The organism is Acinetobacter sp. AOR34_HL (assembly GCF_027854795.1).
In the GTDB taxonomy this organism is placed as follows: domain Bacteria; phylum Pseudomonadota; class Gammaproteobacteria; order Pseudomonadales; family Moraxellaceae; genus Acinetobacter; species Acinetobacter junii.
The window spans coordinates 54,013-75,031 of the sequence record NZ_JAKTID010000045.1; the positions used below are offsets into that span (position 1 = coordinate 54,013).

Sequence of the window (21,019 nt, forward strand, 5' to 3'; positions counted from 1 at the left end):
TGACATTAAAGTTTCACAATTTCGATGGTATTCGCTATAACTTTGAAATTTACATCGAATTGGGAAAACTTCATTTTATAAATCCGTTCAGCATCCTCATGATATGCAGGTCTTGGGTCTAAAGCCAATACTTGCTCCATTTCATTAAATATGCGAATAGGTATTTGGTCTTTTTGGATAAATTGTTGTCGTTGATGCAATGCCATCTCACTCCAAATAACTTGCTTACGCTGAGGCTCTTCTTGAGCATATCCACTTAATGCATTTGCAATAGAATCCGAATATTGAATATAAGGTTTAATGTCTACAATCGGCGTACCATCTAGCAAATCAGCACCTGTAACATAAATTCGAACACGATCTGATAACTTTTCAATACGCAAGAATTGCACTACAGATAGTCCAATCGGAGATGGTCTGTACATACTTCTTGTGGCAAAAACACCAATTTTTTGATTACCACCTAATCTAGGTGGTCGAACTTGTGCTCGAAATTTATGTCCAGCATCAGTGTTGTTTGCTTGATGCTTATTGTCATGGAACTGCCAAAGTAGCCATAAATGACTAAATTCATCTATCCCTTCAAAAGCCAATATATCGTTATAAGGCTCGATCATTTCGATATATGACTCCACCTGAACCAAATTTGGTTGTCGTGGAATGCCAAATTTTTCACAATAAGGTGAATGCATATAACCAATGATCGGAATTGTAACAACGGGATTCATCACTTTTTCTTATAAAGACAATTAAATATATTCAGTTTATAGAGAATGATTTTAGATTAGAATAGCAATCTGTTTCTTTTAACTGTGATCGAGACCTTTAATGGCTGCTTTTAACGTTGAACGCATTACTCATGTTCACCACTGGAATGACACGCTTTTCAGTTTTAAAACTACACGCGACACAAGCTTACGTTTTAAAAATGGTCAGTTTGTAATGATCGGACTTGAAGTGAATGGTAAGCCTTTAATGCGTGCTTATTCGATTGCGAGTGCGAATTATGAAGAAGAATTAGAATTCTTCTCGATTAAAGTACCTGATGGTCCTTTAACTTCTATTTTACAAAAAGTTCAGGTTGGTGACGAAATCCTTATTTCAAAAAAACCAACAGGTACTTTAGTACATGATGATCTATTGCCTGGTAAAAATTTATACCTTTTATCTTCTGGTACTGGTTTAGCGCCTTTCCTTTCACTTATTCGTGATCCTGAAACTTATGAAAAGTTTGAAAAAGTGATCGTTGTACACGGTACACGTTATATTTCTGAACTTGCATATCAAGATTTGATTCTTAATGAGCTTCCAAATCATGAATTTTTCGAAGAGCTAGGAATCAAAGATAAACTCGTATATTACCCTACAGTTACACGTGAACCATTCCATACACAAGGTCGTGTGACTACTGCTATTGAAACAGGTCAATTATTTGAAAAAATTGGTTTGCCACGTTTCAATCGTGAAACTGACCGTGCAATGTTATGTGGTAGCCCTGCTTTCTTGAAAGATGTAGCTGCACTTTTAGATGAACATGGTCTCGTTGAATCACCACGTATGGGTGTAATGGGTGATTATGTAATCGAACGTGCTTTCGTAGAAAAATAATACCTATGCATTAATAAAAAAGCCGAGGAAGATATCCCCGGCTTTTTTATTATTAAATCTTATTAATAGCTTATTTAGTGATCTTTAATAATATTATTTAGAGCAATAAAACTATTTATTAAGCAGCTTCTAAAGAAATTAATCGCTCAATATAATACCAACACTCTTCAATTTGAACATGATCTTGATTTACCTTTGCAAGTGTCGTCATCCCATCAAGAATATTGATATACATCGTAGTTAACACATGAGGTTGAAATACTTTTGCCTTTTCAAATAGATCTTCAACTAAACTCATTAACCAATTTCTATAGTCGACAATTGGACCAATAATAGATGGGTATTGTTGTAAAATTTCCAATGAAGCCTTTTGAAACATACAACCATGGAAATCATCCGAGTTAAACCATGACACATGCCAAAAATATACTGCTTTAATTTTTCCTAAATAATCACCCTCATCAATCTGATTTAATTGTTGCTCAATCGCTTGCTGAATGCTTTTATTTCTTCTAGATAAACACTCTTCGATTAGACTCTCTTTAGATGGGAAATACTTGTAGAAAGTCATCTTAGCGACGCCTGACTCACTGATAATTCGATCAATTCCTATAGAACTATAGTTATGACGGTTAAATAAATTCAGTGCCGTTGTAATAATATCTTCTTTTTTTGACATTTTATTATCCTTTAGAATTTTATCAAAAAACTTAATGTATTATTTAGACATAATAAATGCTGGATAATTCTGGCTACTATGCTTATTCATATTATTTTAAGAGCAGTATCGAAAATATGGAAACTTTTCTTAAACAACTCATGATTAAGTTAAGCAAAAAAGTAGGAATACACAAGATAATTTGTAAAAAAATTTTTCTTATAAATAAAACAGTCATTATTGTGTGCATTAAATCACTTTTTTACAATAATAAATTAGCTATTTAAGTACATCTCTTAATTTTCAAAAACGAGAATCAATTGCTTTCAAAAAAAAATCGTCTTATATTTTATTAATCCAATAAAAAGATTTTTGGTTGAACTAAAAGATATATTTATAAGCGACCAAAAGAAATCGGCAATATATAATTGGAAAAAGCAATAATATTAATTCATTGAGTAGAAGACTATGCCAAAAAAATTTGAAGATTTTGATAACCCAAGACAGAAAGCTATAGACGGAATGAAAAATAGTATTTCTGAGGATTTATGGAGTAAAAACGTACAGTTTCTCAAAACTTTGCGCGAAGAGATTTCACAACATCCTGTGTCTAAACACCCTGCAATTCAGCTATTAAATGATGGCTCAATTGATAAAGAAACCTTAAAGCATATTCATCTAGAATACCGACATGCCATAGTGCAAGTATTTACAGATGCTTTATTGATGGCTCAATTCCAAACCAAACAACTCGAACCTCGCCTGAAATCAGGTTCAAAGATGTATGCCCGCTTCTTACTCAACCTCAATGTCTTAGATGAGTATGGCTATCGTCCGGCCTTAGATATCAATGGATACTATGCTGGTAATCCTGATTATGCACATTATCCTTTATTTGAAGATGTACTCGATGATTTCGAATTAACACAAGCAGAGCGCAACAATTATCAGCCCTCGATTATTGCTCAACAAGTGAAGAACTATCTTGAATATGCTTTCGATCGTTATGAAGCCGTAACAGCGTTATTGGCTGTTGCAGAAGAAGAAGTTATTCTTTTTAGTCCTGCCTTGCGTCAAGCAACTAAAGCTGTAGGCTTTAATGTAGATAGTGGTTACTACTATGTACATGGTGTTTCACAAGATGAAACTGCTGAAGCTGCTGACGATGACCATGAAGATGATCTCTGGTTTGTTCTAGCTCAAGCCTGTGTAGAATCTGACTATCCTTATATCCGACAAATTTGTTTAGAATATTGTGATTTATGGCAACAATTCTGGGATGAACAAATTGCAACTTATCAATTTGAATCGTTTAGAAAACTTGCATAATTTTCTTCTTAATAATAAGGTCATCTCCAAATCAAGGATTAAGATGACCTTAAAATTTTCGTTCGATTAATCAATACTGATGTAAATAAGATCAACTGCTAAAAACTTTCGCCAATCATAGTGAGCTTGAAGCGAATCTTTTTAGTGTTTCTGAATGATTCTGCCTTTTAACAGCGAAGTTTACATAAGCTGTCAAACTTGTAGCCAATTGCGTTACAATTCAAGTTTTATTACCTTTCAATCCAATGTTTGCACACTTCGATTTCAATCTTCTAGTTTTGCTGATCTTATTAGGATTTGGTGTTTTCAGTCAAAATACGGCTGTTATGATTGCAACAGCTGTACTAATCATAGTGAAAATCACTCCGCTCAATCAGCTTTTTCCTTACATTCAGCAACATGGTTTAAACATCGGAATTATCGTATTAACCATTGGTGTTCTTTCCCCAATCGCAAGTGGAAAACTCAGTGGTGAAAGTATTTTAAAATCATTCCTAAGTTACAAATCTCTTTTGGCTATTGCTGTTGGCATATTCGTGGCGTGGTTAGGTGGGCGAGGTGTGAAATTGATGAGTCACCAACCAGACGTTGTAGCAGGATTATTGATTGGAACAGTCGCGGGTGTTGCATTATTACGTGGAGTACCTGTTGGTCCCCTAATTGCAGCAGGCATATTATCGATATTGATTGGTAAGAGCTAATATCTCAAACCAATCAGATAACCTGCCGTTATAAATGTACCAAATCTATAACACAGACTTTAAAACGATCAAATTAACGTTCGTAATACATCACACGCTTTTGTGAGAATTTTTCTAATTGCTTTAAAAAGCCTTCAAAATAGCTTTTCTCTTTTTCGTCAGTACGATAACCCGCATAGAGCGTTCTTCTCAAACCTTTTGGTGAAACACAATCTAAGCGACGACTCACCACCCATCCTTTTTGCTCATATTCATTCACAACCCAATCAGGCAAAGCTGCAATACCGCGCCCACTCGCTACCAGTTGAATTAACATCTGAGTCAAATCAGTAGTCCGAATGTGTTTTGGCAAAATATTCGCGGGTAAAAACAGATGAGCCATAATATCCAAACGATGCTTATCGACTGGATAGGTAATCAAAGTCTCTTCTGCCAGATCTTGAACGGTAATATGTTCTGCTCTCACCAAATGATGTGTATTTGATAAAACTAGACGTGATTCATACTCAAAGATTGGAAAGTATTCTATACCCTTTAGCGCAATTGGATCTGCCGTGATCAGTAAGTCAAATTCAGCGTTTTGAAGAAGTTCATGCGGGTTTGACTCAAAACCTGCAGCAAAGTCTAAATCTACGTCAGGATATTGTTGACGATATTGATTTAATAAAGGCATGAGCCAATCGAAACAGCTATGACATTCAGAAGAAAAAATTATGCGACCTGTTTGCCCATGTACGATTCGAGTGATATCCGTCTGTGCAATTTGAACTTGTGGTAACACATCATCAGCCAATTTGAGGAGACGCTCACCCACATTAGAAAAACTCACAGGACGGCTACGTCGATTGACAACTTCTACACCATACCAATGGTCTAATTCTTTTAACTGATGAGAAATAGCAGATGGAGTGAGACATAAATCTGCCGCTGCGGCAACTAAAGAGCCATGCTCTCTTAAAGCGAGTAGTGTTTTTAAATGTCTAAGCTCTAACACAGCACCAACCATTATTGAATTTATTTCATCTTAGCACAAAATTAATGAGTTAACCTCACTATATATTTCTGCTATTCCAAATGTCTAAAAAACGACTTACATCATATACATCATGTGTCAAATTCATGTGAACACACGACACTATTTCTTTGAATCAACAAATGCCTTGAGTTCATTTACGTTCCTTTTCACATTTTTGCAACTATCTTGAATATAATAGTAGCGTCACTTTTTCCTTAACATGTTATGTTATCTCCCTCAGAATTGAATCAAACAAAACAATATTCCTTATTTCTTGTAATTTTCTCCTTGGCTATTGGTAGTTTCTGTATTGGTACTACTGAATTTGTCGCAATGGGTCTTATTCAAGAAATTGCAACTGATCTTCATGTCAGTGTCCCACATGCAGGTTATTTCATCAGTGCTTATGCATTAGGTGTTATGGTTGGTGCTCCTATCATTGCGATCTTAGGTGCTAAAGTGCCTAGAAAAACTTTATTATTATCACTAATGCTGTTTTATGGTCTCGCAAATGCTGCCACTGCATTTGCCACGTCTTCAGATGCAATGCTTATTTCTCGATTTATTGCAGGATTTCCTCACGGCGCATACTTTGGTGTAGCAGCATTAGTCGCGGCTGAGTTAGCAGGTAAACATCGTCGTGCAACAGCGATTGCACAAGTTATGATGGGCTTAACCATTGCGAATGTGATCGGTGTTCCTAGCGCCACTTGGTTAGGACAACAGTTTGGTTGGAAGGCAGGATTTGAATTTTCTGCGACAATCGCTTTCATTACACTGATAGGCGTAAGTTTATTTGTACCCAATATTCCTTTGCAAAAAACAGCTAGCATTAAAGCTGAATTAGCTGGGCTAAAAAATATTAATATGTGGCTGACTTTGGCAGTTGGAGCAATTGGTTTTGGTGGCATGTTCTCTGTATATAGCTATGTGTCTCCTATACTGACTGAATATACACATGCAGATATCAGCATTGTGCCAATCGCTTTAGCAATATGGTGAACAGGCATGGTCATCGGAGGCTTAGTAGCTGGTTGGTTGGCTGACAAAAGCCTATTCAAAACCATGATTGGTATTCTTATAAGTTCAGCATTGGCCTTTGTATTTGCAAGCTTTATGATGACAAATCTTTATACTGCCATCCTTGCTTTATTTTTAATTGGATTCACCGTAATTGGTTTAGGCGGTGCCTTACAAACACATTTGATGGATATTGCGGGTGATGCACAAACTTTAGCAGCATCTTTGAATCATTCAGCATTCAATTTGGCAAATGCCTTAGGTGCATTTCTAGGTGGATGGGTATTGAGTCACAATATGGGCTGGCTAGCACCAATATGGGTTGGCTTTGTTCTGAGTTTAGGCGGTTTGATTATTTTATTAATTGCCCTTGCCTACGCTAAATATTCAGCAAATAAACAGTCTGTTATTCTTCAATGACAGACTGACGAATTTTTTCGTTAGTGTACTAACTTATAAAACTGTCGGTCATGCCATTTAGACAATAAGAACAAAGCACTGACCGATCCTATCAAGGCGAAAAACATATCTGACTGGGTATCCCACTCATAACCTTGTGTTCCTAAAAACTCTTCTGCACCTTCACCAAGCGCAAGTGCTGCAGCCCATTCTATTAACTCATAACTAGCACTTATCGCAAGCACAATAGAAATGACAATAAAAATCAGCATTTTTCCATGCTTTAAGATGTCATTTCTCAGCAAAATTTCACGTGCTGCAATTGCTGGAACAAAACCTTGCATAAAATGCCCAATTTTATCGTAAGGATTTCGACCTAAACCAAACCATTCTGCCATTTCAAATCCCAATGGCACACGTGCATAGGTATACGTTCCACCAACAATCAATACCATGCAATGAATAAAAATTAATACATAGAGAAGATTAGTCAGAGGAAATCTTTTATAAGTGTGAATCAATAGTGGAACGACAATTAATACAGGTAATACTTCCATGAACCATGTACCACGGTCAAAAGGATCAATTCCCGAAATAATTAAACTCAAAACTAAAAAGAGCATCGCAAACAACAACACTAATTTTTGATTCATCGTCGCCTCTCAATTCTTTAATTTTTATAAGGACATTCTTCATGTCCATATTAACCTGTATTTAGATCGAAAAGAAAAATTTAAATGATTCAACAATCGGCGATACCACAGAGATAACCAATAATAATGCCATAGCTGTATTAAAATACTGAACCTTCTTCTGATCATTCACAATGCTTTGCAAGCGTTGTCCCATATAGGCCCAGATTCCAACACAAGGAATGCTAACCAATCCGAAAATCGCACCAATAAAAACAAACTCAGCTAAATGGCTATTTACAGAGCTATAGGTTGCAATCGCACCCAATGCCATAATCCAAGCCTTAGGATTAACCCACTGAAATAAGGCAGCCCCCATAAAACTTAATGGCTTTTCAGGCTTTTCTTCTCCATCTACTCGTCCTGCACCATAAATTTTATAAGCTAGATAAAGTAAATATACGATCCCAACTATTTTCAATATTTCATATATCAAAGGAGATTGTCCAAGTGTGGCTCCTATGCCGAACCCAACAAGCATAACCATCACACCAAAGCCAAATCCGATGCCTAAAATATGCGGAATACTTCGCTTAAATCCAAAATTCAAACCTGATGCTGCCAACATAATATTATTGGGTCCAGGTGTTATAGACGTGACAATCGAATAAACAACAAAAGAAAAAAAGGTCAGTAAACTCATATACAAAATCAAAACAATTGTTCAAATTTACACTTACTATAACAGCCAATTAAGTCAGTTTATTTCAAACAATAAAACTTTTTATTCTGGTAGCTTTTCGCCGCAATAAGGACAATAGTGTTTCTTTGAGTTTTGTTGCTCTTGTTCTTCTAAAACATGCTCTCGCAAAAGTTGGATAATAATTTCATGCATTTGCTCTTTGGGTAATCCTACTCGCTGTCTTAACTTTTCTAATTCGATCGTATTGTGAACTACCTCAAAACCATGCGCTTGAACAAGCTCACGGAACTCTTGTTCCAGACGCTGATTTCGTTGATTGAGTTCATTAGCCAAACCAGAAGCCAAAATACCCGCAGGTAAAGCTGCAATCCCCACACCTAAAATCGTAATAATTGCACCTAAAAACTTACCCATATTTGTGATAGGCGTAACATCACCATACCCTACTGTTGTAAGCGTAACGACTGCCCACCACATCGCGTGAGGAATTGAACTAAATGCTTCAGGCTGTGCTTTGTTTTCGACTACATAAATACCAGAGGCAGCCATCACGATAAGAATCACTAAGATAAAAATGACGGCTTGGAATGATCCTTTTTCACGCTTGATGACCCTGAGTAAAATCTGTAATGACACAAAATAGCGGGTTAATTTAAGTAGTCTCAACAAGCGTAAGATTCGCAGCACGCGTAAATCAATTGGCACGAAGAAATTAAGATAAGCAGGTAAGATTGCAACCAAGTCAATAATAGCTCCCCCGCTACGCATCCATTTCAAACGCTGTTGGCTTGCTGGAAGACTAGGTTCCTTTTCAACAATACTCCAAAGTCTAAGTACATACTCGATGGAAAATAGTGCGATTGATATATTTTCAAACACATCAAAATAGACTTGGTACGCCAAATACAGTTCAGTGATTGACTCTAAAATAACTGCTGCAACGTTTCCAACGATTAAAAAAATCAAGAAATAGTTTACGCACAAACTAAAGGTGCTTTGATGATCATCATTCTGTAAATTGTTATAAACAAAAAGTCTTAACCGTTTTATTGAAAGCTTTGCCATACCATACTTATAGTTATCTCAACCAAGACAAAAATGTATCATGTTGATCAAGCACTGGATACGATATTTGAGCATTTCCTGAATTATTTCAGTAAATCAATTTGCTAAGAATAGAAAAATAACTTTGCAGCAACAGTAGTTTGCTTGCTTATAAATTATCATTTAATCAAGTTCATATCTCAAAAATGATTTGAACCTATCACTTTTATAAAAACAAATTCCATCTTACACATGAACAGAACGAGAAATTTATATGGGCTTTAAACCTATTCCCACTTTGATTTCAATTGGTATCGCTTTAATCATATGGTTCATTATTCCTGTGCCGTCAGGTGTTAGCCCTCAGGCATGGCATCTGCTCGCTATGTTTATCGGTGTAATTGCCGCTATTATCGGTAAAGCTATGCCGATCGGGGCAATCGCAATACTTGCTATCACTTTGGTTGCCGTTACAGGTGTCACTAGCGACAATCCCAGTAATGCTATAAAAGACGCTTTAAGTAGTTTTGCTAATCCGCTCATTTGGCTGATCGGTATTTCTATCATGATCTCCAAAGGATTGCAGAAAACTGGATTAGGTGCTCGTTTAGGCTATTTATTTATCGCTGTTTGGGGTAAAAAAACCATCGGTATCGGATACAGTATGGTACTGTCTGAATTGATCCTTGCTCCTGTAACGCCAAGTAATACAGCACGCGGTGGAGGAATTATCCATCCGATTGTACGTGCAATTTCTACCAGTTATGACTCTGATCCAGCTAAAGGCACTGAGGGTCGTATGGGGAAATTTTTATCTCTCGTCAATTATCAAGCCAATCCGATTACCTCAGCAATGTTTATAACAGCAACCGCCCCAAACCCATTGGTGGTTGATCTTGTTGCTAAAGCGACAAATAGTGAAATTTCATTGAGCTGGAGCACTTGGGCAATCGCAATGTTAGTTCCGGGTCTGATTGCTTTAATTATCATGCCTTTGATTATGTATTGGATGTATCCACCTGAGGTCAAAGAAACACCCAATGCTGCTCAATTTGCGAAAACTAAACTCAAAGAAATGGGTTCAGTGAGTAAAGATGAAATTATTATGCTTGGTGTTTTTGGAATCTTGTTGCTGTTATGGGCAGGTATTCCTGCGATGATTTTTGGTGCTTCATGGGCTGTTGATCCAACAGCAACTGCTTTCATCGGTTTAGCTTTATTACTGCTTACAGGTGTTTTGACTTGGGATGATATTCTGACGCAAAAAAGCGCATGGGATACGATTACGTGGTTCGCCGCTTTGGTGATGATGGCGACTTATTTAAATAAGCTTGGTTTGATCACTTGGTTTTCGGGTTTACTTGAAAGTAGTATCGGCTCATTGGGACTAAGTTGGATACCTGCCTGTTTATTGTTAATGCTCGCCTATTTGTATGCCCATTATATGTTTGCCAGTACCACGGCACACATCACTGCCATGTTTGCAGCCTTCTATACGGCAGGACTTGCACTAGGTGCGCCACCGATGTTGTTTGCCTTAATGATGGCAGCGGCTTCTAGCATCATGATGACCTTAACCCATTATGCAACAGGTACATCGCCTGTCGTATTTGGTTCGGGTTACACCACATTGGGTGAATGGTGGAAAGCTGGCTTTGTCATGAGTGTGGTCAATATCATTATCTTTGTGGTGATTGGCGGAATTTGGTGGAAAGTGTTGGGATATTGGTAGAATTGTTTTAGTTTAAAAAAGCCCCTAAGGATGGGGCTTTTTCATATATTTATTTTAAAAAGTACTAAATTACATCTGCTTAATTAATCGAGCTTGATATCATAAACCCAATTTCGTGCTTGTTGATCCGTCGTCGTTTCGCAAACGTAGTAATCTTGATGCCACGAGTCTTGGTTGAAAATTTCTTTTTTGTGGTAGCTTACTTGTTTGCCATTTTCAACACAGATAAAACGGTCACCTTGGTCTTTAACAGCAGAACCATTAAGAAACCCACCAATACATAAGAAGCGGGATTGATTTATCTTTTTCATAGCTTAAATATCAATCTTTAGAAACAATTTTCAATTTATATTCAAACATATTTTTTAGCATTTCGGCATCAACTTTACCACCTTTTAGCCATGAAGGATTCGGATTATTATTATAAGTAATACTTTCTACTTCTTTGAAGTTTATATTAATAAAAAATGTATCTGAATTCATATTATAATCATGATATTGGCTTAAATTTATTTTATCCTTTTCGCATATCATCTGAAATTTCAATTCAATCAACAAGAAATCTATTTCTGACATTTTTGAAAATACTTCTAGGTTATTGACTAAATATCACACATATAAATTTCTATTTTTCATAGTAATTAAAAGTGGGTATTTTTTATTACGAACTTCTATTAAAGAGCTAAGTGAATAATCTTCTTTATCTGTAAAATCTAACAACGTATCTATATCAACTCTCGTTGCACTTAAAATATTTTTTCTACTTAAAATGATTTGAAATTTAAGATTTTCTTCTTGATCTTTTTCTAAATCCTCATCCCTATAATCTGTTGTAATTATTACTTCTTGGGTATCTTTATGACGATAGCCACTATAAATAGGACAAAAAACAAACTCACTCTGTCCATTCAAAAAACGTTCAAAAATATTTTTATCATTAAAAACAAAACCGATATAAACTTTTTTATCGGACATACTTAGCATTATAAGCTTTTCATAAAATTTATCATCATTTAAAAAAGCAGAATTACTTATAAGTCTATCAATTGGATTTGTTAATGCTATTGAATACATTTCACTTTGGCTTTTCTTATCAACACCCCAAAATATATATATGTATCTTATTAACATATAAGCAAGAATTAAAAAAAGTGAAATAAAAAAATTACAAAACCATACGATATTAAAATCAGGAAATTCTTTTAAATTTTCTATTAAATTTAATTTTTTATTATATTTAATCCACTTTAAGCTTAAAAATACAGGCAAGGTAATAGCGAAAGATAATATAAAAATAGTAAAACCAACAACTGCACTTTTATAATAAGATTGATGAGCTGTTAAATCGCTTTTTGAATGTTTTTCAATATAATCAAAACTGTAATAAATATAACCTAATACAATTAAACTTAGTATTAAAAATAATCCATTCATTTAGGAGTCGATTCCCTATTCTCTCTTGATCTACGATGACGCCTAGATGCCAACTCATTTTGAATTCTTATCATAGTAAGCACAGCTAACTGTTCAGGATTTACAGTATCATCCACATAGCGAACATCTTTCTCTGCATTATCTAAAAGTTGCTTTCTAATGCTTCTTTCTTTTGCAAAAAACATAAAATCACCTTTTATCAAATATATTACTACACTAAGTATAACATAAAAATAAGGGCTGATTAATCAGCCCTTATTTTTAGCAAATACAATCGATTAGGTCAATTGAGCAGCTTGGATTTTCTTAGTATCAACTTGATCAGCTTCTTTTGTATATTCGCTCATCTTGTCGAAGTTTAAGTATTTGTAGATGTCAGCAGAAGCGCTGTCGATTTGCGACGCGTACTGTTGATATTCTTCAGGGCTTGGTAATTTACCAAGTACCGCAGCTACAGACGCAAGCTCAGCAGAAGCCAAGTAAACGTTTGCACCTTGACCTAAACGGTTCGGGAAGTTACGAGTAGAAGTTGATACACATGTTGTGTTCGGTGCTACGCGTGCTTGGTTACCCATACAGAGTGAACAACCTGGCATTTCAGTACGTGCGCCTGATTTACCATAGATGTTATAGAAGCCTTCTTCCATCAACTGATGCTCATCCATACGCGTTGGTGGCGCAATCCAAAGACGAGTTGATAAAGAACCACCTGGTACTTGCTCAAGCAATTTACCTGCAGCACGGAAGTGACCGATGTTTGTCATACAAGAACCGATGAATACTTCATCAATTTTGTCGCCTTGAACTTCAGAAAGAAGTTTAGCGTCATCTGGATCGTTCGGGCAGCAAAGAATTGGTTCTTTGATGTCAGCAAGATCGATTTCGTAAACTTTTAAGTATTCTGCATCAGCATCAGCTTTTAACAGGCTTGGGTTATCTAACCACTTCTGCATGTTTTCAGCACGGCGCGCTATTGTACGAGCATCGCCATAACCTTCTGCGATCATCCACTTCAACATGGTGATGTTAGAACGTAGGTATTCAGCAACTTTCTCTTCAGAAAGAGTGATTGAACAGCCCGCAGCAGAACGTTCAGCAGATGCATCAGAAAGTTCGAATGCTTGCTCAACAGTCAAGTCATTTTCCATTTCTGTTAAGTCGATCTCAAGGATACGACCAGAGAAGATGTTTTTCTTACCTTTCTTCTCTACAGTTAAGTCACCAGCTTTGATCGCATAGTAAGGAATCGCATGTACAAGGTCACGTAAAGTAATACCAGGCTGCATTTTACCTTTGAACTTAACAAGTACAGACTCAGGCATGTCAAGTGGCATAACACCAGTTGCAGCTGCGAACGCAACCAGACCAGAACCCGCTGGGAATGAAATACCGATTGGGAAACGAGTATGTGAATCACCACCAGTACCAACTGTATCTGGAAGTAACATACGGTTTAACCAAGAGTGGATAATACCATCACCTGGACGTAAAGATACACCGCCACGGTTCATGATGAAGTCTGGTAATGTATGGTGAGTTGTTACGTCAACTGGTTTTGGATACGCAGCAGTGTGACAGAAAGACTGCATCACTAAGTCAGCTGAGAAGCCCAAGCACGCCAAGTCTTTTAACTCGTCACGCGTCATAGGACCAGTTGTATCTTGAGAACCAACAGTGGTCATCTTAGGTTCACAGTAAGTTCCAGGACGGATACCTTGACCTTCAGGAAGACCACATGCGCGACCTACCATCTTCTGAGCTTGTGTAAAACCTTTACCAGTATCAGCAGGTTGTACTGGCGTACGGAATAAAGTAGAAGGCTCAAGACCTAATTCTTCACGCGCTTTAGCTGTTAAACCACGACCAATAATCAGGTTAATACGACCACCAGCGCGTACTTCGTCTAATAGTACAGGCGTTTTAAGCTCAGCTTCTGCAATTTGTACACCGTCTTTGAATGCAGTAACTTTTGCAGCAGCATGATCAATTTTCAATACAACTTCGTCGCCCATGTTCATGTTCGCAACGTCGATTTCAACAGGTAATGCACCTGCATCTTCCATTGTATTGAAGAAAATTGGAGCGATCTTAGAACCTAAGCACACACCACCATCTTTTTTGTTTGGAATGTGTGGAAGTTCGTTACCGAAGAACCAAAGTACAGAGTTCGTTGCAGATTTACGAGAAGAACCTGTACCAACAACGTCACCCACGTAAGCAACTTGGTTGCCTTTCGCGATCAATTCTTTGATTTGGCTTAATGGACCAACTTCACCTGGTTTTTCAGGGTTGATACCATCACGTTCGTTTTTCAACATTGCGTTAGCGTGTAACGGAATATCTGGACGGCTCCAAGCATCTTGAGCTGGAGACAAGTCATCAGTATTCGTCTCACCAGTTACTTTGAACACAGTGATTTTGATTTCTTCTGGAACGTCAGGACGGCTTGTGAACCATTCTGCTTCAGCCCAAGATTGCAATACAGCTTTAGCAGCAACGTTACCTGCTTTAGCTTTGTCTGCTACATCATGGAATGCATCAAATACAAGAAGTGTTTTTTTCAATGCTTCAGCTGCTAATTCAGCAAGCTCAGCATTATCTAAAAGATCAACAAGAGGAGCTACGTTGTAACCACCAAGCATCGTGCCTAGTAAGTAAACTGCGCGTTCTTTAGTTACAAGTGGAGAAGTCGCTTCACCTTTCGCAACCGCAGATAAGAAAGCAGCTTTAACGTATGCAGCTTGGTCAACACCCGCTGGAACACGATTTTCAAGCAAATCTATTAAATATGCTTCTTCGCCTGCTGGTGGATTTTTTAATAAAGTTACAAGTTCAGCAGTTTGAGCATCATCAAGCGGCTTCGGTGGGACTCCGAGTGCGGCACGTTCTTCAACGTGTTGGCGGTAAGCTTCTAGCACAGTGTTATTCCTCTTTTTTAAAAAATTACTTGTAAGTTCCAGCTTTTTTCAAGCTCTACAAGTAATATGGACAGCAAAATTTTACTAGACTTCGACTTAAAAGTTAATGGAACTACCGTATTTCTACGTGATGCCCATTATTTTATAGCGAAATGTTTGTCACTTTTGAATACCGCTTTGGTCTTAGATCAAAGCCTAATAAAACAACGAATTAGGTACATAAAAAAAGACAACTCTTGTTGTCTTTTCAATGGTCAAATTAAAATGATTTATAGTTCGGTAACTTATCATGTGGTGTTACCAAACATTGATCCGTAAATTTCTTCTTTAAATCCTCACGGATCGCATCAGGATCAGACTTTAACTGATCTACTGGAAGTCTATAAACCGTTTCAATAATTTCGAAAATAAATTTACTCGTCATCTCATCTTCAATCTTGCTCGCATGTTCTTTTGCTTGCTTTTCTTCAATTCCATTCTGACGATCTAGTGCAATAGAACGAGCTGCATTGCCAATACTTACGCAATAGCCATGCCACTGTTGTTCTGGTGTTAAAGGCTCTTTCTTACCACAACCCATCAAAATCAAACCGAGTGCAATCAATACAACCTTTTTCATCTTCATACTGCAGCTAATTAGATGTAGACATCATACTCAAACTCAAGCATTTTGCAAAAAAGATGCATTTAAAAACATCAGCTATCGCTAAAAAATTACATATCATTTTGTACACGACATGTTGTTTGCTGTTTTGAGACATTTGCCACCAGTCGAAGAGAGATATGTATTGCCTTGTACTAGATTGTAAGCTTTACCTTTAGTGTCCCAACAACGAACCCCATTACAATTCTTGATCGGAATTAAAACATCTGTTTTTGCTGCAAGTGCTACATTTTTAGTTTGAGGTGTTGTTGCAACTGCTGCTGTTTTTGTTTCTTTAACCAATTGAGCCTGAACTTGGGTTGGTACAGCATGATTGGCTGTGTTTCCAACCATCATATTTTGTTTGGATGTATCAAGTTGAGGCTCTTGTTTCTTGGTGGGTGGCGGTGTCGCTGAATATGTAGTTACACCCTTCGCATCTACCCATTTGTAGTATTCTTTCGCATTAAGTTGAAATGAACTACTCATCAAACCAATACTAACGATTGCCAAAAGCTGACTAAAAGTGACACATTTCATCCCCTTTCTCCAAAAAATGTCATTTATCTATATTTTTCAATTACTTATATATAATAATATCACATTTATATTGTAAAAGTACTATAAAAAAACCTGCCTTATCTAAACAAGGCAGGTTTTATAATGTTTATCTAGAAGCGCCAGTTGTAGAATAAGTCGATAGCTCGTTCTAGGGACTGACTTGCTTCCAAATAAAGTCGACGATTCATTTGATATCGCAAAGTCAATTTATTGACAGGTGTAAATACACCAATACCATAGCGAATAAATAAGTCTGGCGTAATATAACCCGTTAAACTCACTTGGGTATCATCGCCAGTTCCCTGAGCATCTAATGCCAATCCACTTAAGCCAAAAGTTCGCCCAATTTGATTGGTTAAAGCTCTAGTTCCACCTAAGCCCATGCTGATTCCAGCGGCAGCGATTGTATTATTAACATCAGATTTGAATCCTTCAGTGTTACTTAAACCGCTACCACCTTCATTAATACGTCCTGTTAATAATGCATTGAGTGCTTCTTGCTCAGACAGACCTGCATCATTGTACACTTGAACATTAGGGACGGTCGCAGTACCCGTAACACGCACGCCGACCATGCTTCCTTGTACAGGTTTATTTGCATCAATATCTAAGGTTGGGTTTGCTAGAGGTCCATTAAAACGAGCAATTGCACGATTCAAGTCGAGACTCTGACCATAAGCTTCGATCTTCACTTTCTGGCTTACACCTATTGCACCATTTGCTCGCATGGCTGTTTCTAAACCACGTTGTGACAGATGTAGACGTCCGACCAATGGGATATTACTTTCAAAGCCTTGGAAAATAACTTGATTACCTAGATTTACCGTCATATCAGCTCGTATATCCCATGGTTTCGCTGCTTTTAAAGTAGCGAGTAGATCTTGTCCTTGATGCACCACACGTACATCAGGTGAAACATTCACCACCGTTGCTGAACTTTCTGGCATGGAAATACGAGCACGAGGAACATCAATCGTACCTTTCAAACTTAAACGTTGAGCAAATGGATAAACATCCAAGCTTAAATCGGGTTTAACAATCGCTGTAATCATTGGTGCTTGGCGAACTAATAGATTATCGCCTTTAAGTGTTAATGCTAAATGAGGATCATTTTTCCAGTCAAAGCTACCTTTTAAACGACCTACACCTTGTCCACTATTAAATGCACCATCTATGCTTGCTGAATCTTGTCGAATCGAAGAATAAAGCTGAATATTATTTAAATTCACAGGTAATGAAATCATACTAATAGCACCATTTTTCAATCGCATTTCACCTGTAAATTGTGGTTGTGTTAAAGTTCCGTCCACTTTCCCAGCAAGTGATAAGGTGCCAGCCATAGAACGTACATCTTTAATAAATGGCTTAAATACTTTGAGCTGAACTTCATCAAAAGCAATTTCACCGCGCATTGGCATATTTGTTTGGAATGGATTAATAATCACATTGGCATAACCTGTTCCAATATCAGGTGTTTTCATATCCACTCTGAATAACAATCCTTCACCAACGCTTTTTGCGATCAAACTAAGTTCATCATAAGTAACCGTTGTTGCAGGATCTTGGGGATCAGCAGCAGCAAGACCAATTTCACCTTTACGGGTTACTAATGTCGCATCTAATTTTGGTCGCGTACCATTTGCCCATGATGCACGTGCATAACCATTTAACTGTCCTGTAACAGCTAAACCTTCTGGCATAAATGCAGCAAAATCATTTAAATCAAGATTTTTAGTGAGAAAAGAAACATTTCCTTTGGTTTTACTTATACGTGCAGCCTGATCAAGACATAACTGGCTATGAGAGCTTGACCAACAATGCTGTCCTACAAACAATTCAGTAGCAGATGAGGTATATATAATCGGCGCACTTTGATTCTGTACTAGACTAATTCTACGCGAAGTGAAATTACCTTTTTGCAACTGACCTAACCAATCGTTGTTTTGATTAAAGCCACCTGCGAGTTGAACATAAAAATTAGACTGCTTATTTTTACTTTCGACTTTTAACAAATGCGCTTTGCGAGTACCAGCGAGATTCACAACTGCATTTTCAATTTCACGATTTCCATTGCGTACTTGATTTACCTTCGCAGTCAAAATCGTTGGTGTCGTCTCTGAAGTTGGTAGTTCGCCTTGCACACGTAATGACTTAATACTAACTAGGTTGTTAAATGCAAAATTATCTACAGCGATGTTTGCTGTTGCTTTCAGTTTCGGTTGAGATTGTATATTTAAATTACCATACGCTCGACCTTGCAATCCCGGATAGATTTCATACAAAGCTGGTGCGTTTAATTTAACTTTTAAGCTTTGTGCATTACCTGTTGCTTGTAATTGGTTTTGTGCATATGCAAAAAATAAATCATTTGCTTCAAACTGTTGTGGTAAGAACCCTTTTTGATTTGAATCAAGCAAAAGTGTTAAATTACCTCGTCCTCGAACAGGTTTATTGTTAATAAAACCTGCGGCATTGAGTTGACGTATATCAACTCGTTTTAGATCATCAGACCACACTCCCTGTGATTTGACATGTCCTGAAATTTCACCTTTGACACTAGAAACAAAATATTGGGGCTTGAAACGAACTAATGAAGTTTCGATATTCCAACCTAATTTATCTTTTAAATTGACTGAACCTGTTGCAAATAATTTACCAGCCACACCATCATGCTTTAACTCATTAATTTTGACGTAATCTGGTGTGCCAGCAACATCAATTTTTAATAATCCATTTGCCTGATTTAAAGCATTTAATGAACCATCATACTGAACCGCATAACTCTTAAATCCACCACCATTTTTTTGATCATGGAAAATTAAAGCTACTGTACTTTTCCCTTTAAGTGCAATTTTTTCAGATGTATTTGATTGGGCTAACTGACCATTTAAATCAATATTATCAAATTGAATAATCTGCTGATTTGGTTTAGCAAAACCTTTAGCAACAATTTGTCCATTTAATAAATTTACTGGTGCCGCTGTAGCTACAGTTTGCGGATTGAAATTATCTGCTTTAAGCGTTGCACTCCATGAGAGTTGCTGTTTTTCAGTTGGAAGTTTAATTTTTGCTAGACCCGATAAGCTTCCATTTTCTGCCTGATAACGAAAATTTTCGATATCTAACAAACTACCTTTAACATCTAAGCGAGCATCATATTTACCCGTTGGCAATACTGTTTTTTCATGTGGCTTTACAGTAGTCGAAACAAAGATATCTTGCTGACCTTCTTTAAGTGTAATGTTGGTTTGACCATTATCACTACTTAACCATCCGATATATGGCACTGCTCGATCAATTCCTTGCCAAGCAATATCAAGTAGCATCGGTTGAGGTTTATTGGATATCGCTTTTGCTTGATTAAGTTTTACATTCCAAGTCTCGTATTGATCAAAAGCCAGCTGTGCATTCAATGCCAACCCTTTTTCCATAGAACCAATTGAACTCAGATTTGCGTCCAACGTTGGTGGCAAAAAGTCTTGAGCTACCTGAGGGATGATTTTATTTTTAGGATTAAGTCGATCAAGTCGACCTTTAATGTCCCATGCAACATGATCTTTCCAACTTACAATCCCTTTTAGTGAAACGCTACCATTCATCACCTGACCGTTAAAATCCTGAATATTTAACTGGTTTCTAAGGTCCGTTTCCATCAAAGCATTATATTTTCCTTCAGGAATTTGCTCACCTTTAAGATCGGTATCTAAACTTAAAATAAGTTTTTTGATGTTACCGTTAAAACGTGCAACACCATCTTTAGCAAATAATTTTTGTTCTTTTAATAAAGGCAAATGATAGTTTTTGAATAAAAGCTCGCCCTGCATTGGCACACCATCACGTACTGGATGTAAAACAGTCCAGCCTGTGAGCAAATCTGGTGTTTGCGTTGCTACACCTGCTTTTAGCGTATCTAATGTACCTGAAGCAACTACCTTTATGACATTGATATCTAAACTTTTAAGAGATGGAATAATAAGATCAGCTTTTGCATCAATCGGATATTTACCACTAAAATCCATCTGACCTGTCGCATTCTTTACAGCCAAATATCCCATGTCCATATGTGAGTCTTCAAACTCTAATTTGGTACCTGACCATAGGGCATCTTTCAAATAAATATCATTAAACTTCACTTCAGATGTTGTTGTCTTAATGACCAAATGATCTAAATTCGCCTCATCAACTCTTAATACAAAAGGAAGCTTGATTGCATCAAATGCAAATGGTTTTCCTGATGGTGGTTTTTTATTAATAACTTTGAAATTTTGAACATCAGCATGGCTTAAATGTATTTCTTTTTTGAATACTGCACGCCAACCCAAAGATACATCAGCACGATCAAGCGAAACATCTACAGCTTTCAGTTGGACAAGAACATTTTTTAAAATGATTCCTGAAAGTAAATTACCACTTTCATATTCATAACGAATCATCTTTTGACTTTGCAAAACACGATCAAGTAGAAAACGGCTGCCTTTATCCGTAGACATCATGACAAGTAATGAACTGATAAGTACTACAAGCGTCATTAACAGGACTAAAACAATAGTTCTTATCGTATGACGCTGTTTTTTCGGTCCATTTGAAGGCGTTAATTGCTGTTCTACTTCCGACATAATCAA

At 36.9% G+C, this 21,019-nt stretch carries 18 protein-coding genes and 1 pseudogene; 5 read left to right on the forward strand and 14 right to left on the reverse strand.

The window, feature by feature from the left end; genetic code table 11:
- Nucleotides 1-5: 5 nt before the first annotated feature.
- Nucleotides 6-728: a tRNA (N6-threonylcarbamoyladenosine(37)-N6)-methyltransferase TrmO gene (gene tsaA, locus MKL32_RS07885; RefSeq protein WP_129262951.1), complete on the reverse strand. Its 723-nt coding sequence runs from the start codon at nt 726-728 to the stop codon at nt 6-8.
- Nucleotides 729-828: 100 nt separating this feature from the next.
- On the opposite strand from tsaA, the gene MKL32_RS07890 reads away from it, so the two are divergent.
- Entirely contained in the window at nt 829-1,608 is a 780-nt protein-coding gene (locus MKL32_RS07890) for a ferredoxin--NADP reductase (protein ID WP_004911671.1), read from the forward strand.
- 118 nt (nt 1,609-1,726) lie between these two features.
- On the opposite strand, the gene MKL32_RS07895 is transcribed toward MKL32_RS07890, so the two are convergent.
- Nucleotides 1,727-2,287 (reverse strand): TetR/AcrR family transcriptional regulator, encoded by a 561-nt coding sequence (locus MKL32_RS07895; protein WP_212388804.1) that lies wholly within the window; start codon nt 2,285-2,287, stop codon nt 1,727-1,729.
- A 447-nt stretch (nt 2,288-2,734) separates the two neighbouring features.
- Between MKL32_RS07895 and MKL32_RS07900 the strand changes: the two genes are divergently transcribed.
- On the forward strand, nt 2,735-3,595 hold the full coding sequence (locus MKL32_RS07900; RefSeq protein ID WP_004911677.1) for a hypothetical protein: 861 nt from the start codon (nt 2,735-2,737) through the stop codon (nt 3,593-3,595).
- Between the two features lie 245 nt (nt 3,596-3,840).
- Entirely contained in the window at nt 3,841-4,296 is a 456-nt protein-coding gene (locus tag MKL32_RS07905) for a DUF441 domain-containing protein (protein ID WP_004911679.1), read from the forward strand.
- A 73-nt stretch (nt 4,297-4,369) separates the two neighbouring features.
- On the opposite strand, the gene MKL32_RS07910 is transcribed toward MKL32_RS07905, so the two are convergent.
- Nucleotides 4,370-5,290, reverse strand: coding sequence for a LysR family transcriptional regulator (locus tag MKL32_RS07910; protein WP_005402501.1), 921 nt, complete (start codon nt 5,288-5,290; stop codon nt 4,370-4,372).
- 246 nt (nt 5,291-5,536) lie between these two features.
- Here MKL32_RS07910 and MKL32_RS07915 point away from each other — a divergent pair.
- Nucleotides 5,537-6,751 (forward strand): annotated as a pseudogene (locus MKL32_RS07915) (MFS transporter).
- Nucleotides 6,752-6,771: 20 nt separating this feature from the next.
- Here the strand turns inward: MKL32_RS07915 and MKL32_RS07920 are convergent.
- The 3 genes from MKL32_RS07920 to MKL32_RS07930 all read right to left on the reverse strand — a co-directional run bounded on the left by MKL32_RS07920 (nt 6,772) and on the right by MKL32_RS07930 (nt 9,130).
- Nucleotides 6,772-7,383, reverse strand: coding sequence for a DUF2238 domain-containing protein (locus MKL32_RS07920; RefSeq protein WP_125272645.1), 612 nt, complete (start codon nt 7,381-7,383; stop codon nt 6,772-6,774).
- A 61-nt stretch (nt 7,384-7,444) separates the two neighbouring features.
- Nucleotides 7,445-8,065 carry a LysE family translocator gene (locus MKL32_RS07925; protein WP_042892694.1) on the reverse strand — a complete coding sequence of 207 codons (621 nt, stop codon included), beginning with the start codon at nt 8,063-8,065 and terminating at the stop codon, nt 7,445-7,447.
- 81 nt (nt 8,066-8,146) lie between these two features.
- Entirely contained in the window at nt 8,147-9,130 is a 984-nt protein-coding gene (locus MKL32_RS07930; protein WP_004911693.1) for an ion transporter, read from the reverse strand.
- Between the two features lie 253 nt (nt 9,131-9,383).
- Between MKL32_RS07930 and MKL32_RS07935 the strand changes: the two genes are divergently transcribed.
- Nucleotides 9,384-10,841, forward strand: coding sequence for a DASS family sodium-coupled anion symporter (locus tag MKL32_RS07935; RefSeq protein ID WP_125272644.1), 1,458 nt, complete (start codon nt 9,384-9,386; stop codon nt 10,839-10,841).
- 83 nt (nt 10,842-10,924) lie between these two features.
- On the opposite strand, the gene MKL32_RS07940 is transcribed toward MKL32_RS07935, so the two are convergent.
- From MKL32_RS07940 to MKL32_RS07975, 8 genes are all read right to left on the reverse strand, one after another.
- A complete protein-coding gene (locus MKL32_RS07940; protein ID WP_125272643.1) occupies nt 10,925-11,152 on the reverse strand; it encodes a hypothetical protein in 228 nt (75 codons plus the stop codon).
- Nucleotides 11,153-11,162: 10 nt separating this feature from the next.
- The gene (locus tag MKL32_RS07945; RefSeq protein ID WP_125272642.1) at nt 11,163-11,417 is read right to left on the reverse strand and encodes a hypothetical protein; all 255 of its coding nucleotides are present in this window, start codon (nt 11,415-11,417) and stop codon (nt 11,163-11,165) included.
- A gap of 33 nt (nt 11,418-11,450) precedes the next feature.
- On the reverse strand, nt 11,451-12,275 hold the full coding sequence (locus tag MKL32_RS07950) for a hypothetical protein (RefSeq protein ID WP_126132495.1): 825 nt from the start codon (nt 12,273-12,275) through the stop codon (nt 11,451-11,453).
- The gene (locus MKL32_RS07955; RefSeq protein ID WP_125272727.1) at nt 12,272-12,460 is read right to left on the reverse strand and encodes a hypothetical protein; all 189 of its coding nucleotides are present in this window, start codon (nt 12,458-12,460) and stop codon (nt 12,272-12,274) included. Before MKL32_RS07955 ends, MKL32_RS07950 begins: the two co-directional genes overlap by 4 nt.
- A gap of 93 nt (nt 12,461-12,553) precedes the next feature.
- Complete coding sequence (locus tag MKL32_RS07960) at nt 12,554-15,193, reverse strand: bifunctional aconitate hydratase 2/2-methylisocitrate dehydratase (protein ID WP_270900376.1); 2,640 nt, start codon at nt 15,191-15,193, stop codon at nt 12,554-12,556.
- Between the two features lie 259 nt (nt 15,194-15,452).
- Complete coding sequence (locus MKL32_RS07965) at nt 15,453-15,812, reverse strand: hypothetical protein (RefSeq protein ID WP_004911726.1); 360 nt, start codon at nt 15,810-15,812, stop codon at nt 15,453-15,455.
- A gap of 102 nt (nt 15,813-15,914) precedes the next feature.
- Nucleotides 15,915-16,376, reverse strand: a complete 462-nt coding sequence (locus tag MKL32_RS07970) for a DUF4124 domain-containing protein (RefSeq protein ID WP_129262963.1) — start codon at nt 16,374-16,376, stop codon at nt 15,915-15,917.
- 131 nt (nt 16,377-16,507) lie between these two features.
- Nucleotides 16,508-21,013 carry a translocation/assembly module TamB domain-containing protein gene (locus MKL32_RS07975; RefSeq protein ID WP_270900377.1) on the reverse strand — a complete coding sequence of 1,502 codons (4,506 nt, stop codon included), beginning with the start codon at nt 21,011-21,013 and terminating at the stop codon, nt 16,508-16,510.
- Nucleotides 21,014-21,019: the final 6 nt, after the last annotated feature.

Bases quoted from the DNA above. Each gene is read 5' to 3' on its own strand.
- tsaA (WP_129262951.1), bottom strand. From the start codon at position 728: ATGAATCCCGTTGTTACAATTCCGATCATTGGTTATATGCATTCACCT.
- MKL32_RS07890 (WP_004911671.1), top strand. From the start codon at position 829: ATGGCTGCTTTTAACGTTGAACGCATTACTCATGTTCACCACTGGAAT.
- MKL32_RS07895 (WP_212388804.1), bottom strand. From the start codon at position 2,287: ATGTCAAAAAAAGAAGATATTATTACAACGGCACTGAATTTATTTAAC.
- MKL32_RS07900 (WP_004911677.1), top strand. From the start codon at position 2,735: ATGCCAAAAAAATTTGAAGATTTTGATAACCCAAGACAGAAAGCTATA.
- MKL32_RS07905 (WP_004911679.1), top strand. From the start codon at position 3,841: ATGTTTGCACACTTCGATTTCAATCTTCTAGTTTTGCTGATCTTATTA.
- MKL32_RS07920 (WP_125272645.1), bottom strand. From the start codon at position 7,383: ATGAATCAAAAATTAGTGTTGTTGTTTGCGATGCTCTTTTTAGTTTTG.
- MKL32_RS07925 (WP_042892694.1), bottom strand. From the start codon at position 8,065: ATGAGTTTACTGACCTTTTTTTCTTTTGTTGTTTATTCGATTGTCACG.
- MKL32_RS07930 (WP_004911693.1), bottom strand. From the start codon at position 9,130: ATGGCAAAGCTTTCAATAAAACGGTTAAGACTTTTTGTTTATAACAAT.
- MKL32_RS07935 (WP_125272644.1), top strand. From the start codon at position 9,384: ATGGGCTTTAAACCTATTCCCACTTTGATTTCAATTGGTATCGCTTTA.
- MKL32_RS07940 (WP_125272643.1), bottom strand. From the start codon at position 11,152: ATGAAAAAGATAAATCAATCCCGCTTCTTATGTATTGGTGGGTTTCTT.
- MKL32_RS07945 (WP_125272642.1), bottom strand. From the start codon at position 11,417: ATGTCAGAAATAGATTTCTTGTTGATTGAATTGAAATTTCAGATGATA.
- MKL32_RS07950 (WP_126132495.1), bottom strand. From the start codon at position 12,275: ATGAATGGATTATTTTTAATACTAAGTTTAATTGTATTAGGTTATATT.
- MKL32_RS07955 (WP_125272727.1), bottom strand. From the start codon at position 12,460: ATGTTTTTTGCAAAAGAAAGAAGCATTAGAAAGCAACTTTTAGATAAT.
- MKL32_RS07965 (WP_004911726.1), bottom strand. From the start codon at position 15,812: ATGAAAAAGGTTGTATTGATTGCACTCGGTTTGATTTTGATGGGTTGT.
- MKL32_RS07970 (WP_129262963.1), bottom strand. From the start codon at position 16,376: ATGAAATGTGTCACTTTTAGTCAGCTTTTGGCAATCGTTAGTATTGGT.
- MKL32_RS07975 (WP_270900377.1), bottom strand. From the start codon at position 21,013: ATGTCGGAAGTAGAACAGCAATTAACGCCTTCAAATGGACCGAAAAAA.